The organism is Microbacterium meiriae (assembly GCF_040702565.1).
Taxonomy (GTDB): Bacteria; Actinomycetota; Actinomycetes; order Actinomycetales; family Microbacteriaceae; genus Microbacterium; species Microbacterium meiriae.
This window is the reverse complement of sequence record NZ_JBFBLJ010000001.1, coordinates 259,968-275,062: the sequence shown is the minus strand read 5'-3', so window position 1 is coordinate 275,062 and position 15,095 is coordinate 259,968. Positions and strand designations below refer to the sequence as shown.

Annotated in this window: 14 protein-coding genes; 10 read left to right on the top strand and 4 right to left on the bottom strand. The window is 72.0% G+C overall.

Annotation, left to right across the window (positions count from 1 at the left end):
- Nucleotides 1–24 precede the first annotated feature (24 nt).
- The 5 genes from AB0310_RS01310 (at nt 25) to AB0310_RS01290 (ending at nt 5,379) form a co-directional block, all read left to right on the top strand.
- Complete coding sequence (locus AB0310_RS01310; RefSeq protein ID WP_366236418.1) at nt 25–1,191, top strand: ABC transporter substrate-binding protein; 1,167 nt, start codon at nt 25–27, stop codon at nt 1,189–1,191.
- Between the two features lie 116 nt (nt 1,192–1,307).
- Nucleotides 1,308–2,168: an ABC transporter permease subunit gene (locus tag AB0310_RS01305; protein WP_101846949.1), complete on the top strand. Its 861-nt coding sequence runs from the start codon at nt 1,308–1,310 to the stop codon at nt 2,166–2,168.
- Nucleotides 2,155–3,927: a branched-chain amino acid ABC transporter ATP-binding protein/permease gene (locus AB0310_RS01300; RefSeq protein WP_280566658.1), complete on the top strand. Its 1,773-nt coding sequence runs from the start codon at nt 2,155–2,157 to the stop codon at nt 3,925–3,927. Before AB0310_RS01305 ends, AB0310_RS01300 begins: the two co-directional genes overlap by 14 nt.
- A complete protein-coding gene (locus tag AB0310_RS01295; RefSeq protein WP_366236417.1) occupies nt 3,924–4,616 on the top strand; it encodes an ABC transporter ATP-binding protein in 693 nt (230 codons plus the stop codon). Before AB0310_RS01300 ends, AB0310_RS01295 begins: the two co-directional genes overlap by 4 nt.
- A 112-nt stretch (nt 4,617–4,728) precedes the next feature.
- On the top strand, nt 4,729–5,379 hold the full coding sequence (locus AB0310_RS01290) for an HAD-IA family hydrolase (RefSeq protein WP_187663524.1): 651 nt from the start codon (nt 4,729–4,731) through the stop codon (nt 5,377–5,379).
- A gap of 33 nt (nt 5,380–5,412) precedes the next feature.
- Here the strand turns inward: AB0310_RS01290 and AB0310_RS01285 are convergent, their stop codons facing one another.
- Nucleotides 5,413–6,228: an SDR family NAD(P)-dependent oxidoreductase gene (locus tag AB0310_RS01285; protein WP_259952053.1), complete on the bottom strand. Its 816-nt coding sequence runs from the start codon at nt 6,226–6,228 to the stop codon at nt 5,413–5,415.
- 53 nt (nt 6,229–6,281) lie between these two features.
- Nucleotides 6,282–7,031 carry an SDR family NAD(P)-dependent oxidoreductase gene (locus AB0310_RS01280; RefSeq protein WP_366236416.1) on the bottom strand — a complete coding sequence of 250 codons (750 nt, stop codon included), beginning with the start codon at nt 7,029–7,031 and terminating at the stop codon, nt 6,282–6,284.
- Nucleotides 7,032–7,274: 243 nt separating this feature from the next.
- Between AB0310_RS01280 and AB0310_RS01275 the strand changes: the two genes are divergently transcribed.
- The 5 genes from AB0310_RS01275 to AB0310_RS01255 are packed head-to-tail and all read left to right on the top strand — an operon-like array spanning nt 7,275 to nt 12,035.
- Complete coding sequence (locus AB0310_RS01275; RefSeq protein WP_280566665.1) at nt 7,275–8,729, top strand: APC family permease; 1,455 nt, start codon at nt 7,275–7,277, stop codon at nt 8,727–8,729.
- A 39-nt stretch (nt 8,730–8,768) separates the two neighbouring features.
- On the top strand, nt 8,769–9,608 hold the full coding sequence (locus AB0310_RS01270; RefSeq protein ID WP_366236415.1) for a molybdenum cofactor biosynthesis F family protein: 840 nt from the start codon (nt 8,769–8,771) through the stop codon (nt 9,606–9,608).
- Nucleotide 9,609: 1 nt separating this feature from the next.
- On the top strand, nt 9,610–11,253 hold the full coding sequence (locus AB0310_RS01265; protein WP_366236414.1) for an amidohydrolase: 1,644 nt from the start codon (nt 9,610–9,612) through the stop codon (nt 11,251–11,253).
- Between the two features lie 25 nt (nt 11,254–11,278).
- A complete protein-coding gene (locus AB0310_RS01260) occupies nt 11,279–11,635 on the top strand; it encodes a YidH family protein (RefSeq protein WP_025103854.1) in 357 nt (118 codons plus the stop codon).
- A 13-nt stretch (nt 11,636–11,648) separates the two neighbouring features.
- Nucleotides 11,649–12,035, top strand: a complete 387-nt coding sequence (locus AB0310_RS01255) for a DUF202 domain-containing protein (RefSeq protein ID WP_232089193.1) — start codon at nt 11,649–11,651, stop codon at nt 12,033–12,035.
- A 66-nt stretch (nt 12,036–12,101) separates the two neighbouring features.
- On the opposite strand, the gene AB0310_RS01250 is transcribed toward AB0310_RS01255, so the two are convergent.
- Nucleotides 12,102–13,568 (bottom strand): GMC family oxidoreductase, encoded by a 1,467-nt coding sequence (locus tag AB0310_RS01250; RefSeq protein WP_522722879.1) that lies wholly within the window; start codon nt 13,566–13,568, stop codon nt 12,102–12,104.
- A 26-nt stretch (nt 13,569–13,594) separates the two neighbouring features.
- Nucleotides 13,595–15,073, bottom strand: a complete 1,479-nt coding sequence (locus AB0310_RS01245) for an aldehyde dehydrogenase family protein (RefSeq protein WP_268777132.1) — start codon at nt 15,071–15,073, stop codon at nt 13,595–13,597.
- Nucleotides 15,074–15,095: the final 22 nt, after the last annotated feature.

Genomic DNA, 15,095 nt, shown 5'->3' with positions numbered 1-15,095 from the left:
CCGAACAGGAGAGGCAGGAAGCACATGAACAGACGAGCATCCGGCGCCGCGGCGATCATCGCCGTGGCCGCCCTCGCTCTCGCCGGCTGCGCCGGCGGCGACGGAGCCGGGGGCGACGGTGCCCCCATCGTCGTCGGCTCCGTGAACACGATCAGCGGCCCGGCGACGTTCCCGGAGGCCTCGCAGGCGGCTGCCGCCGTCTTCGACGCGTTCAACGAGGACGGCGGCCTGGACGGCCGCATGATCGAGTACAAGATGCTCGACGACAAGGGCGACCCCGCCACGGCCACCGCCTCGGCGCGGGAGATCGTGGGCAGCGACGAAGCCGTCGCGCTCGTGGGCTCCGCGAGCCTCATCGAGTGCGAGATCAACGCGAAGTACTACGAGCAGGAGGGCATCCTCTCGGTGCCCGGCATCGGCGTCGACACGGGCTGCTTCGACAGCGAGAACATCTCGCCGGCGAACGTCGGCCCGTTCAACGACATGACCCTCACGCTGCAGTACGGCTCCGAGGTGCTCGGACTCGACGACATCTGCATCCTGCTGGAGATCGCCGGTTCCACCCGTCCGACCTATCAGGCCGCGATCGACAAGTGGACCGAGATCACGGGCAAGGAGCCGAAGTACGTCGACGACACCGTGCCGTACGGCGCCTCCGACTACACGCCCTACATCGTCAAGGCGCGGGACCAGGGCTGCAAGGCCCTCGCGATCAACCCGGTCGAGCCCGACGCGATCGGACAGGTCAAGGCCGCGAACGCGCAGGGCTGGGACGACGTGACCTGGCTCTACCTCACGAGCGTCTACAGCGAGAACTTCGCCGACGCGATCGACGACGCGGGCGCCGGCATCTACGTCCCCGCCGAGTTCTACCCGTTCACGGACGACAGCGACATCAACGCGGACTGGCGGACGCTGATGGAGGAGAACGACATCCCCCTCACCTCGTTCAGCCAGGGTGGCTACCTCGCGGCGACGTACTTCATCGAGGTGCTGAAGAGCATCGACGGCGACATCACCCGGGAGAGCGTCTCCGAGGCGCTGAAGGGCATGGACCCGATCGAGAACCCGATGGTGGGCACGCCCTACGCCTTCGGCACGCAGAACACCGCGGGCTGGCCGATCATCCTGAAGTCGGGCACGAACGCCTGGGAGAAGGTCGCCGACGACTGGCTGCGGATCGGCGAATAGTCCCCGCGCTTCGACAGGCTCAGCGACCCACGCCGGGTCCCCGCGCTTCGACAGGCTCAGCGACCCACGCCGGGTCCCTGAGCCTGTCGAAGGGCCCTCACCAGAAAGGACGCCTGATGCTCCAAGGCGCCATCGCCGGACTCGCCGCCGGCGGCCTCTACGCCGTCCTCGGCGTCTGCCTCACCCTCATGTCACGCCTCGTGCGCGTCGTGAACTTCGCCCAGGCCGCGACCGGCATGTTCGGCGCGTTCACCGCCGTGTGGTTCGTGCGCGAGATCGGACTGCCCATCTGGCTCGGCTCGATCCTCGGCGTCCTCGTCGCGGGCCTGCTCGCCGCGGCCATCGGCTTCATCGCCGCGACCTGGCTGTCGGAGGCCTCGACGACGACCCGCTCCGCCATGACGGTCGGCCCGCTCCTGCTTCTCATCTCGCTGTCGTTCATCCTGTTCGGCAACAAGCCGCAGCCGTTCACCCCGATCATCGCCGGGCCCGCGTTCTCCTTCGGCGGCGTGGTCATCAGCCAGGTCACCGTCGCGACGGTGGCGATGGCCGTCGTCACCGCCGTCGCCGTCCGCATCGTGCTGCGCCGTACCCGGGTAGGCACCCAGCTGCGCGCGCTGTCGGAGCGGCCGACCACGGCGGAGCTGCTCGGCATCCGCTCCCGGCCGCTGTCGATCGCCGTCTGGTTCGTCACCGGGATCATCAGCGCCATCGCGATCATCATCGTCGCGCCCTCCCAGTCGAACGACGCCACGAGCCTGTCCATGCTCATCGTCCCCGCTGCGGCGGCCGCGCTCCTGGGCGGCTTCCGCCGGCTCGACCTCGCCGTCGTCGGCGGGCTGCTCCTCGGCGTCCTCGGCGGACTCGTCGCGCAGATCGACGAAGTGGCGCTCGTGCGCAACTTCCTGCCGTTCCTGTTCATCGTCGTCCTGCTGCTCTGGACGCAACGCAAGGAGGTGTGGGATGCCGCTCGCTGACCGCCCCTGGTTCCGGATCACCTGGCCGTTCGCCGTCGCCGTCGTCGGCATCGGCGCGGGCGCGCTCCTCAGCGCCGCCCTTCCCGGCTACTTCGTCTTCCTCGCGATCAGCGCCGTCACGGCCGCGATCGCGATCCTCGGCCTGGGCATCGTCACCGGCTCGGCCGGGATGATCGCCCTGTGCCAGCTCACCTTCGCCGCGGTCGGGGCGTGGATCGTCTCCCTGCTGAACGTGATGCAGGCGCCCGGCGGCTTCCTCGTCTGGCTCGCGCTCGGCGGTGTCGCGGCCGGTCTCGTCGGCATCCTCGTCGGCCTCCCCGCCCTGCGGCTGCGTGGCGTGAACCTCGCCGTCGTGACGCTCGGATTCGCGGCCGCGGCGGACGTCACACTCGTGCAGATCCAGTTCCCCGGCTCCGCGGACGGCATCGCGATCGAGCGGCCCGCGCTGTTCGGCAGTGACCGGGAGTTCTTCTTCCTCTCCATCGTCGTGCTGGCCGTCTGCGGCCTGGCGGTGTTCTTCCTGCAGCGCGGACGCTGGGGCGCCAGCTGGAAGGCCGTCGCATTCTCCGAGCGGGGCACGGCCGCGGCCGGGCAGAGCGTGCGCACCGCGAAGCTCACCGCCTTCGCGGTGTCGGCGGCCCTCGGCGGCATCTCCGGCGGGCTGCTCGCCGGACAGGTGCAGCTCCCCTTCGCCTCGAGCTTCACACCACTGCAGTCCCTCGCCCTGTACGTGCTGGCGATCATGTCCGGCGCGCACCTCATCGACATGGCCATCTTCGGCGGACTGCTCTGGGTGCTCGTGCCGGAGCTGCTCAAGCGCTGGGGCGTGCCGCAGGACTGGGGCTTCGTGGTGTTCGGCGTGCTGGGCGTCCAGGCCCTCACGAGCGGCACGAACCTCGGCCAGGGCATCCGCAACCTCCTGTACCGGCGGGCCGACCGGCGCACGGCCACCGCGGAGCTCACGGCGCTCCCGCCGGACGCGGGAACCGATGCGACGGCGATCACCACGACCACGACGGCCACCGTCGACGAGGCCGCCCTCGACGGCGCCCCGGTGCTCACGGTCGACGGGCTGACCGTGCAGTTCGGGGCGCTCAAGGCCCTCGACGACGTCTCGTTCACCGTGCCCGCCGCCTCGATCATGGGGCTCATCGGTCCGAACGGTGCCGGGAAGTCGACCTTCGTCGACGCCATCAGCGGGTTCCTCCCCCAGCACGAGGGCCGCGTGCTCCTCGGCGACCGCGACCTCGCAGGGCTCTCCCCCACCCGGCGCGCCCGCCTCGGACTGCGACGGACCTTCCAGCAGGACCGCGTCCCGCCGGCGCTCACGGTGGGCGGCTATGTGCGCTTCGTGGCCCGGCGGCACCTCGCCGCGGCGGACATCGACGAGGTCCTCGCGTTCTTCGGGTGCCCGCCGGCCCGGGCGCGCCTCTCGAGCGTCGACGTCGGCACCCGGCGGCTCGTGGAGGTCGCGGCGAACGTCGCCGCCCGCCCGCGCCTGCTCATCCTCGACGAACCCGCCGCCGGCCTCTCGCACGAGGAGCATCTGGCGCTCGCGGCTCGCCTCCGCGAGCTCCCCGGGCGCTACGGTGTGGCCCTCATCATCATCGAGCACGATCTGGACCTCGTCCGCTCGGTGTGCCCGACCCTCACGGTCCTCGACTTCGGCCGCGTCCTGGCGAGCGGCCCGCAGGCCGAGGTCCTCGCGAACCCCGACGTCGTCAAGGCGTACATGGGAGAGACGGAGCTGCTGAAATGAGCGCACTGGTGCTCGACGGGGTGACGGTGAGCCGCGGCGCCGGGCCGGTCATCTCGGACGTCTCGCTGCGGGTGACAGGCGGCGAGGTCCTGGCGCTGGTCGGCCCGAACGGCGCCGGCAAGACGAGTCTGATCGAGGCGGTGTCCGGCGTGACACCGCACTCGGCCGGGTCGATCATGCTGGACGGGGATCCGATCGACCGGCTCTCCCGCGTGGCGCGAGCCCGACGCGGCATCGTGCACATCGAGCAGGGGCGCGCCGTGTTCCCCTCGCTGACCGTGCGCGAGAACCTCTCCCTCACGGCGCGTACCGCCGGCGAGATCGAGGCCGTGCTGGCGCAGTTCCCGGAGCTCGAGAAGCGCATCGACTCCCCCACGGCGCTGCTGTCGGGTGGGGAGCAGCAGATGGTGGTGCTGGCACGGGCGTTCGCGGCGAAGCCCCGGGTGCTGCTCATCGACGAGATGTCCCTGGGCCTCGCGCCGGTGGTGTTCTTGCGCCTGATGCCGATCGTGTCGTCGATCGCGGAGTCGGGGGTGGCGGTGCTGCTGGTGGAGCAGTTCACGCAGCTCGCGCTCGGTCTCGCGCAGGAGGCGGTGGTCGTCGCCGGCGGCCGCGTGTCGTTCCAGGGCGCGCCGCAGGCCCTCCAAGACGACCCCGCCCTCCTCCACCGCGCCTACCTCGGGGGCTGAGTCTCCCGTCGACCCACCCCGTTGCGTTCCTCCCGGCCCCGTGCGTACGTGCGCAGGGGGCTGGGGCGCGCGAAAGGGGGTGGGTCGGCGGCGTGGGGGTTAGCCTGAGGGAGTGACCGAGATCCTCCACGCCCGCGCCGCCCTCCTCGACATGGACGGGACCCTCGTCGACTCGACCGCCGTCGTGGAGCGCCTCTGGCTCGCCTGGGCGGAGCCGCACGGGATCGATCCGGAGACCGTGCTCCGCACTGTCCACGGGCGGCAGGGACATCAGAGCATGGCGATCCTGCTCCCCGAGCGCGACCACGCGATCAACCTCCGCGAGAACGAGGTCATGCTCGCGACCGAGGCCTCCGACGTGGACGGTGTGATCGGCATCCCGGGTGCCGAGGACCTGCTCGCCGCGCTGCAGCCGTTCCCGCACGCCGTGGTCACCTCGGCCAACGTCGCCCTCATGACCGCGCGGATGGGCCAGGCCGGGCTCACGGTCCCCGAGCTCGCCGTCACGGCGGAGAACGTCTCCGCCTCGAAGCCCGATCCGGAGGGCTTCCTCCTCGCCGCCCGCACGCTCGGCATCGACCCCGCGGACTGCGTCGTGTTCGAGGACTCCGGCGCCGGGATCCAGGCCGCCCACGCCGCGGGCATGCGCGTGATCGGCATCGGCCCGCACGCCGCAGCCCACGCCCCGACCGCGCACGTCGACGACCTCACGCACGTCGCCGTGGTCGCGACCGAGGACGGCTTCGAGCTCCGCATCGACTGAGGCGCGACAGCCGCCGCTCGACCCTGACCCGCGCTACATCCCGGCGTGGTCGAAGGCGATGGTCGGCACGTCGACCACGTGCGACCCGCCGTCCGCCACGATCACGGCGCCGGTGATGTACGACGACTCCCCCGACCCGAGGAAGCGGACGACCGAGGCGATCTCGGCGGGACGCGCGGGGCGGCGCAGCGGCACATCGGCGGTGACCGTCGCGTACCCCTCCTCGCGGGAGCCGAGGCCGGCATGCGCGGCGAACTCGTCCATCTCCTCGTCGGCCATCGGCGTCTGCACCCACCCGGGGCAGATCGCGTTGACGCGGACGCCGTGGCGCCCGTAGTCGCGCGCGAGCGTCCGCGTGAGGCCGATGAGCGCGTGCTTGCCGACCGTGTATCCGGCCACCGACGGCCCCGCGAAGAGTCCGGCCAGCGACGAGACGATCACCACCTGCCCCTTGGCCTCGATCAGCGCCGGCAGCGCCTCGCGTGCCATCACGAACGCGGTGGTGAGGTTGGCGCGGATCGCCGCGTCCCAGCTCGCGTCGTCGGTCTCGGCGACCGGCGAGAAACCGTGTCCCCCGGCGTTCGCGACGAGGACGTCGATCCGGCCGAACCGCGCGAGGATCTCGGCGATCGCGGCCTGCGCCGACGCGGTGTCCGCCGCATCGGCGACGACGGGCAGGGCTCCGACCGCGCGCTCGACCTCGTGCAGCGGCTCCGGCCGGCGGCCCACCACGACGACGTGCGCCCCCTCGGCCGCGAACCGCTCCGCGACCGCTGCGCCGATGCCCGTGCCGCCTCCGGTGATGACGACGACGCGTCCGGAGACGCTTGATCCGACCACGGTTGCCATGTGTGCTCCTGTGTGTTCTGCGCGCGTGCGCTGTGGGGCCGGACGCGGTCGCGTCAGGCGGGGAATCCCGACCGGGAGGTGTACCCGAAGTCGCTGAGGAGGGTGGTGCCGTTCACGGCCCGGCTCCGCGGGGAGAGGAGGTACGTCACGTGCCCGGCGACCTCGTCGGCGCTCTGCACGGGGAAGGCGGGGTCGGCGAAGGCCTCCGAACCGAGATCCCCGCGGCTCATCGGAGTGTCGACGATGGACGGTGCCACCGCGTTCACCCGCACCCCGGTGCCGGCGAGGTCGACCGAGAGCGCCCGCCCGAACTGCACGAGCGCCGCCTTCGATGCGGCGTAGGGAGCCATGCCCGGCGAGGCCACGACGGCCGAGTCGCTCGCGAGCAGCACGACGGACCCCGCGGCGGACTCCCGGAGCGCCGGGATCGCGTGCTTGAGCACGAGGAACGCGCCAGTGACGTTGACGGCGAGGACGCGGTTCCACTCCTCCAGTGCGGTCTCCTCGATCGGCGTCCCGACCGGGCCCGAGATCCCGGCGCAGCAGACCACCGCATCGAGACCGCCCAGCGCGCGGATACCGGCGTCGACCGCGGCGGCCACCTGCTGTTCGTCCGTGACATCGGCGGCGAGCAGCACCGGATCGGCGCCGGCGACCGCGGCGGCGTCCCGGAGCGCAGCCGCGTCCCGGTCGAGCAGCGCGACCCGCACCCCTTCGCCGGCGAGCGCCCGGACGACGGCACGGCCGATGCCGCTGGCGGCCCCCGTGACGAGGGCCGTCGTGCCGTCGAGCTGCAGATCCATCGCGTCCTCCGACCGCGGCCCGGCGCCGCGCGGCGCCGACGAGACAGCGGTGTCGTCCCGGTCATCCTGCTCCGCGGGGCGGAGGGGCCGCACGCCCACCGGCGGGGTGTGCGCGGTGGCACCATCGTCCTTCGCTCACGGTCAAGCGCCGGATCGAGGCGGCGAGCAGACTCGCTCTATCGACGATTCCCCTCGTCGTCGATGCCGTGTCCGCACGGCCGTCACCCGAGCAAAGGAGCCGACGTGGCAGAGCAGACCTCCGCACCCACGACGCCGCACCACACCTCCCTCCGCCCCGGCGCCCTCGGCGTCGCCGGCATCGTCTTCCTCGTCCTGGCCGCCGTCGCGCCACTGACCGGGATCGTCGTCGTCGCCTCCCTCGCCATCGCCCTGGGCAACGGCGGCGGCACCCCGATGTCGTTCTTCCTCGTCGCGGCCATCCTGCTGCTGTTCGCGATCGGCTACGCCCAGATGTCGAAGCAGCTCGTGAACGCGGGAGGCTTCTACGCCTTCGTCGTGAAGGGCCTCGGCCGCACCGGCGGACTCGTCGCGGGCCTCATCGCGACGCTCGGCTACAACTTCTTTGTCGTCGGCACGATCGGCACCAGCGGCTTCTTCATGCAGACGATCATCCGCGACCTCACCGGTCTCGACGTGCACTGGCTCGTCTGGGGCCTGCTGTCGATCGTCGTGTGCTTCGTCCTCGCGCGGATCGGCGTCGACTTCAGCTCGAAGATCCTCGGCGTGTGCCTCGTGCTCGAGGTGCTCATGCTCGTCGTGTTCGACGTCTCCGTCCTCGTGCAGACGGGGTACGACGTCGCCGCGTTCAGCCCGGAGGCCGTGTTCTCCGGCTCGCTGCCCATCGGCCTGCTGCTGGCGGCGACCGGCTTCCTCGGGTTCGAGGCCACTGCGCTCTTCAGCGAGGAGGCCAAGCAGCCGCTGCGCACGATCCCGCGGGCGACCTACACCTCGATCATCGCGATCGGCGTGATCCTCGGCGTCACGACCTGGGCCGTGGTGAGCGCGACCGGCGTCGCGCAGGCGCAGGCCACGGCGCTGGAGCACCTGCCCACGGGCGACCTCATCTTCTCGCTCTCGCAGCAGTACCTGGGCGGTCCGCTCACGACCGTGATGATGGTGCTGCTCCTGGTGAGCCTGTTCGCGGCGATGCTCGCGTTCCACAACTCGGCCACCCGCTACCTGTACTCGCTGGGTCGCGCGAAGATCCTCCCCCAGGCCCTCGCCCGCACCCGCCCGAACGGTGCCCCGCAGCTCGCGGGCATCGTGCAGGCCGGCTTCGCGGCGATCGTGGCGATCCTGTTCGCCCTCGCCGGCGCCGACCCCATCGTCACGCTCGTGCCCGCGATGCTCGGCTTCGGCACCCTCAGCGTGCTGATCCTGCAGGGGCTCGCGGCGATCTCGATCGTCGTGTACTTCCGGCGCCGGAACGACCCGCGGTGGTGGAGCACGTTCATCGCGCCGGGCATCGGCTTCCTCGGCATCGCGGCCATCTCGATCCTGGCGATCGTGAACTTCAACATCGTGGCCGGCTCCGAGGAGCTCGCGATCCGCCTGATGCCGCTCCTGCTCGTGCTCGCGCTGATCGGCGGCATCGTCTACGCCGCCTACCTCCGCCGCGCCAAGCCCGCCGTCTACGACGGCCTCGCCACCGACCTGGAGCGGTTCAGCGACCGCTGACGCCCGCGCCGACCCCGTTCCCCGAAGGAAGGAATCCCCATGACGACCCTCAACCCCGCCGACACCTCCACCTGGCTGCCACTGGAAGGCCTCGCGCCCGGTTTCGACGCCAACAAGGCCCCGCACAGCACCGCGCTCAGCGGTCGCGAGATCGCTGTCGTCGACGCCCGCGGCACCCGCATCGTCCACCGCTTCGACGACTCGACGGTCGCCTGGGAGTACCAGCCCGGCGCCGAGGACCCCACGGAGGCCGCGTCCGACACCGACGACTACGAGGCGTTCGAGGTCGACGACGAGCTCTACTTCGTGCAGTTCCACCACCGCTACCTCCCGAACGAGGCGGTCTCGCTCGTGCTCGATCTGCGGCACGGACGCTCCCTCGCGGTGATCTCCGAGATCCTCCCCGCCCCGGAGCAGGGGCGCACCCGGGTGCAGCACCACTTCGCCCCCGGCACCATCGAGGGCGCCGCGGTCACCGGTGCCGAGGCCGCACCCACGACCACGCTCATCGGCCGCCGCGTCGAGTGGGTCTACAGCGAGGAGCACGCCTACGAGCACGTCTACCTCTCCCCGCGCTGGTACTCGTGGCAGTGCCTGGCCGGTCCGGAGCGCGGGCTCGCCGACACCGACGAGAACAGCGTGTGGGAGGTGCGCCCCGGGATCTACATCTTCGCGTGGCGCGAGAAGGTGATCCCGTGCGCCTCGGTGACGATCGCCGACCACCGCGACGTGAACGCGATCCGCTCCCACGGCGTGCTGTTCGGACTGGACGAGAGCGGTGAGGTGCCGACGCACTTCACGTTCGGCGCACACGGCCGCCTGCTGTCGACCACCCACCACACGCCGTCGCTCGAGCCCGCGACCTTCGGAGATGCCTGACATGACCGACGTCGCCGACCTCATCGTCACCGGTTCCGTGATCCGCACGTCGGACCGCGCCCGTCCGCGTGCCGAGGCCTTCGCCGTACGAGACGGACGGATCCTCGCCGTCGGCGACCGCGCCGACGTGGAGGCGTTCCGCGGCCGTCGCACGCGGCTGGTCGAGGTCGGCGACGCGGCGGTCTATCCCGGGTTCGTCGACGTGCACAACCACCACGCGCTCGCCGGACGGACCGAGCTGTTCGAGCTGTCGCTCGCCCCCTCGCTCACGCTCGACGAGATCCTGGACCGGGTGCGGGAGAAGGCACAGACCCTGCCCGAGGACGCCTGGATCGTCGGCGGCGCCGTGGCCACGACCCTGCTTCCCACCCTCGCCAACACCGCCACGCGGTTGCGTCTCGACGAGGCAGCGGGCGGACGGCCGGTGGCGCTCATGGAGGACTCCCGCCACAACCGGTGGGCCAGCACCCGGGCGCTGGAGCTGGCCGGCATCACGGCGGACAGCATCCCGACCTCCGGGGTGACGCTGCTCGACCCCGACGACGGCACCCCCACCGGCGTACTCCTGGAAGCCGCCGGCATCCCGGTGCAGGAGGCGTACGACCGCAGCGGCGGACTCACCGCGGAGCAGCACGCGGCCGCCTCCCGTCGCGGGATCGAGCTGCTGAACTCGTTCGGGATCACGGCGTTCCAGGACGCGGGGGTCTCCGTCGACATCCTCGCCGCGCTCGCCGGACTCGACCGCGCCGACGAGCTGCACGCCTGGGTGGTCTCCTCGCTCCTCATCAACGACGAGATCTTCGGGTTCGACCCCATCGGCGCTCCCCTGCTCGACCGCGGCGAGGAGTTCCGCACGCCGCACCACCGTCCCGACTTCGTGAAGATCTTCCTCGACGGCGTCCCGCCCGCCCGCACCGCCTCGTTCCTCGACCCGTATCCGGCGGATCCGGTGCACGGGGCGCACTTCCACGGCGAGACGACCATGACCCTCGACGAGCTCACCGACTGGCTGCGGGCCGTCGCCGCCCGCGGTCTCGGGGCCAAGGTGCACTGCACCGGCGACGGGTCGGCACGCCTCGTCCTGGACGCCGCCGAGCGCCTGCGCGCGGAGGGCTTCACGACGCCGGTGCAGATCGCGCACGGGCAGTTCCTCGCGGAGAGCGACAACCCCCGACTCGCGGCGCTGGACGTCTCCGCCGACATCTCCCCGTTCATCTGGTACCCGGGCGTCATCCCCCAGGCGCTGGCGGACGTGCTGGGAGAGCGTGCCGAGCACTCGCAGCCCAACCGCGCACTCCTCGACGCCGGGGCCCTCGTGGCCGGCGGCTCGGACTGGCCGGTGAGCGAGTCGCCGAACACGCTCGAGGGCCTGCAGGGGCTCGTGACACGGGCCGATCCGCTCGGTCGGGCCGCGGGCACGCTCTGGCCGGAGCAGGCGATCTCGGCCGAGGAAGCGCTGGAGGTCTTCACGATCAACGCCGCGACGGCGATGGGGCTCGGCGCCGAGACCGGGTCCCTGACCCCCGGCAAATCGGCCGACTTCGTGATCCTGGAACGGGATGCGATCGGCGGACCGGCGGAGGAGATCGTGCACACCGAGGTCGTCTCGACGTGGTTCGCCGGGCGCCCGGTGCACGAGCGCTGACCGCGCCGCGCCGTACGATGGGCGCATGCGCCGCTTCCCCGCCTCCGTCTATCGGGTCGGGGACGAGCCCGACCCCCGGTTCTCCCTCGCCAACGAACGCACGTTCCTGGCCTGGACCCGGACCGGCCTGGCGCTGATCGCGGGCGGCGTCGCTCTCGAGGTCCTCGGCCTCGACCTGCACCCCGGGTTCCGGCTGGCGGCCTCGCTGCTGCTGATGATCGCCGGCACGGCCGTGGCGCCGCTCGCGTGGTTCGAGTGGATGCGGGCGGAGCGCGCCCTCCGGCAGGGACGACCGCTGCCCGGCGCGCTGTCGGCGGTGGTGCTCGCGGTGGTCGTGGTGACGACGGGGCTGCTCGTCCTCGCCGGGGTGCTGTGGCGCTGAGCGAGGCCTGCCGATGACCGCCCCCGATACTCCGGTGCCCGCCACCCCTGCCCCCGATCTGTACGACCCCGGGCTGCAGCCGGAGCGGACGGAGCTGGCCTGGCGGCGCACGGCCCTCGCGATCGCGGTCGGCTCGCTGCTGTCGCTGCGGGTCTTCCCTCTCGTGCTGCCGAGCGGCGCCGAGGGGTGGGGCCTCGTGCCTGGCGTGCTGGGCGTCGGCACGGCGGCACTGCTCTGGATCGCCGCGCGCCGTCGGCAGCGTCGGACGACCGCGGTGCTCACCGCGCGGGCGCGCGGCCCGCTGCCGGGCGGCGGTCTCCCGCTCGCGCTGACGGTGTTCGCGACCGGGTTCGGGATCGTCGCCCTCGCGCTCGTGGCCGTGACGCTGCTCACGCGCTGACGCGCAGGAGCGCGAGGCGATCGCGACAGATGCCGTGATCGCCCCGCGTCCCCTCGCCGCCCTCCCTCAGTCCGCGAGGATGAATCGCGCGCCGCGTTCGCCGATCATGGCCGCGGGCGCGTTGGTGTTGCCGGTGGGCACGGTCGGCATGACCGAGGCGTCGATCACCCGGAGCCCCCCGATCCCGCGCACCCGGAGCTGCGGGTCGACCACGGACTCCGGGTCGGAGCCCATGCGGCAGGTGCCGACCTGGTGGTGATAGGTGATGGCCGTGCGGCGCACCCACTCCTCCACGTCGTCGTCCGCCACGTCCAGGCCGGGGTAGACCTCGACCGCTCCCCACTCCTCGGCGAGCGCAGGCTGCGTGCCGATGCGGCGGCACTGGCGCACGGAGGCCGCGAGGGCGTCGGCGTCGCGCTGATCCTCCAGCGCCGCCAGGTCGATGTGCGGCAGGTCGTCGACGCCGGGGCCGGTGAGGCGCAGTTCGCCGCGGCTGTGCGGCGTCACCAGGCCCGCCATGAGCGTGAACCCGTCGGTGCCGCGCGGCTCCAGCTCGCCCCACATGGGCACGGAGAAGTGGATGGGCTGCGTGTCCGGCTGCGCGAGGCCGTCGCGGCTGCGCCAGAACAGGTGGCTCTGCGTGACGGACACTCCCGGCTGCGGCGGGCCGACGGGCTTCTTCTCGGTCGCGAAGATCACGGGTGACAGGAGGTGGTCGTGCAGATTCTTGCCGACAGCGGGGGCGTCGAGCACGACGGGGATGCCGAGGGCACTCAGCTCGGCAGCGGGACCGATGCCCGAACGGAGCAGGATGACGGGCGTGCCGAGTGCTCCCGCGGAGAGGATGACCTCGTCCGCGAACACCTCCTCGGTGTCATCGCCCTCCCCGAGCCGGATGCCGACCGCGCGCCCGTCGCGCACGATCACGGAGTGGACGGCGCGTCCGGTGAGGATCGTCATCCGGTCGGCGACGGGCTGCGCATAGGCGGTCCAGGTGTTGACGCGGCGGCCGTCCCTGATCGTGACCTGCTCCTGCGACACCCCGTCGAGCGTGCCGCCGTTGTAGTTCGGGTTGCGCGGCAGCCCCTCCTCCACCGCGGCGTCGATGATCGAGGCCTGGATGGGCGAGAGCGCGTAGTCGTCGGTCACGGGCAGCAGGTCGTTCTCGATCGCGTCGTAGATCGGCTCGACCTCGGCCCACCCCCATCCGGTCGCCCCTGCCGCCTCCCACGCGTCGTAGTCGGAGGCCGCGCCGCGCACCCAGATCATGGCGTTCAGCGCGTGCGAACCGCCGGTGACCTTCCCGCGAGGCAGATGCAGACGACGACCGGCCGCGTGCGGCTGCGGCACGGTGAAGAAGTCCCAGTCCTCAGCGGAGTGCCAGAGCTCGCCCGCCCGCGAGGGGTCGTGGATGGCCGGGTTCGTGTCGTAACCACCCGCCTCGACGAGCGTCACCGCGACACCGGCGTCGGTGAGACGCCGCGCGACGATGGCGCCCGACGTACCGGCTCCGACGACGATCGCGGAGCGCACCGCGCCGCTGTTCGTCGCGGCCACGCTCAGGCCTTCCGGCCGGGTCCGGAGACGACCTGGGTGACCGCGACGGACTTGAGCCCCTCGACGCCGAACTCGAGCCCGTAACCCGAGCTCTTCACCCCGCCGAACGGCACCATCGGGTGCAGCCCGCCGTGCGAGTTGATCCACACCGTGCCGGACTGCATACGCGCGGCGACGGCGCGGGCCTCCTCCGGGTCGCTCGCCCACACCGAGGCTCCGAGGCCCACGTCGAGGGCGTTCGCCAGCGCGAAGGCCTCGTCGACGTCGCTGTACCGGATGACGGGGAGGGCGGGGCCGAACTGCTCCTCCTGGACGAGCGCCGCATCGTTGTCGATGTCGGCGACGATGGTCGGCCGGTAGAACAGCTCGCCGAGGTCGGATGCCGGCTCGCCGCCCGCGACGATCCGGGCGCCGCGGCTCTTCGCGTCGTCGACGAGGCGGCTGACGATGTCGAACTGCGGGCGGTTCTGCAGCGGTCCGAGCACGTTGCCCTCGTCGAGGCCGTTGCCCATCGGCACCTGCTCGGCAATCGCGGCGAGAGCGTCCACGACCTCGTCGTACACGGAGTCGTGCACGTAGAGGCGCTTCATGGCGGCGCAGGTCTGTCCGGTGTTGATGAACGCACCCCAGAAGAGGTCTTCCGCGATGGCCGACGGATCCGTGCCGGGGAGCACGATGCCCGCGTCGTTGCCGCCCAGCTCCAGCGTGAGGCGGGCGAGGTTGCCCGCGGAGCTCTCGATGATGCGACGCCCGGTCGCGGTGGAGCCGGTGAACATGATCTTGGCGATGTCGGGGTGCGAGGCGAGGCGGGCACCCACCTCACGGTCTCCGGAGACCCCGATGAGGACGTCGGCGGGCAGCACGTCGTTCATGACGGCGAGCATCGCCAGGACGCTCAGCGGCGTGTACTCGCTGGGCTTCGCGACGACCGTGTTGCCCATGCGCAGCGACGGGCCGATCTGCCAGATCGTGATCATGAGCGGCCAGTTCCACGGCCCGATGGCCCCGACCACGCCGGCGGCCTTGTAGACGAGTTCGGCGTGCAGCGTCTCGTCGTCGACGAGCAGCTGCGGCTCGAGGACCGTGGTGGCGTTGGTGCGCAGCCAGGCCGAGCAGGCCCCGAGCTCGAAGCGCGCGTTGGGGCCGTTCAGCGGCTTCCCCTGCTCCCGCGACAGGAGGTAGGCGAGCCCTTCGGCGTTCGCGTCGATGGCGTCGGCCGCGGCCAGGAGGAGTGCGCTCCGCCTCTCGTGTCCCAGCGCCTCCCACGCGGGCTGCGCGGCCTTGGCGCGGGCGATGGCGTCGTCGAGGTCCGCGACCGTGGCCACGGGCGCGCGTCCGATGACCTCCCGCGTCGCGGCATCGGGGATCTCGCGACCCTCGCCGCGCGGGGGCTGGATACGGTCGAGCAGCGCCGCGGCGGCGGACGCCGCAGAATCGGTGGATCCGGAGTCGACGGCTACGGGAACGGCGGAATCGGACATCGGTGTCTCTCCTTCGAGCGGG

Bases quoted from the DNA above. Each gene is read 5' to 3' on its own strand.
- AB0310_RS01310 (WP_366236418.1), top strand. From the start codon at position 25: ATGAACAGACGAGCATCCGGCGCCGCGGCGATCATCGCCGTGGCCGCC.
- AB0310_RS01305 (WP_101846949.1), top strand. From the start codon at position 1,308: ATGCTCCAAGGCGCCATCGCCGGACTCGCCGCCGGCGGCCTCTACGCC.
- AB0310_RS01300 (WP_280566658.1), top strand. From the start codon at position 2,155: ATGCCGCTCGCTGACCGCCCCTGGTTCCGGATCACCTGGCCGTTCGCC.
- AB0310_RS01295 (WP_366236417.1), top strand. From the start codon at position 3,924: ATGAGCGCACTGGTGCTCGACGGGGTGACGGTGAGCCGCGGCGCCGGG.
- AB0310_RS01285 (WP_259952053.1), bottom strand. From the start codon at position 6,228: ATGGCAACCGTGGTCGGATCAAGCGTCTCCGGACGCGTCGTCGTCATC.
- AB0310_RS01280 (WP_366236416.1), bottom strand. From the start codon at position 7,031: ATGGATCTGCAGCTCGACGGCACGACGGCCCTCGTCACGGGGGCCGCC.
- AB0310_RS01270 (WP_366236415.1), top strand. From the start codon at position 8,769: ATGACGACCCTCAACCCCGCCGACACCTCCACCTGGCTGCCACTGGAA.
- AB0310_RS01265 (WP_366236414.1), top strand. From the start codon at position 9,610: ATGACCGACGTCGCCGACCTCATCGTCACCGGTTCCGTGATCCGCACG.
- AB0310_RS01260 (WP_025103854.1), top strand. From the start codon at position 11,279: ATGCGCCGCTTCCCCGCCTCCGTCTATCGGGTCGGGGACGAGCCCGAC.
- AB0310_RS01255 (WP_232089193.1), top strand. From the start codon at position 11,649: ATGACCGCCCCCGATACTCCGGTGCCCGCCACCCCTGCCCCCGATCTG.
- AB0310_RS01245 (WP_268777132.1), bottom strand. From the start codon at position 15,073: ATGTCCGATTCCGCCGTTCCCGTAGCCGTCGACTCCGGATCCACCGAT.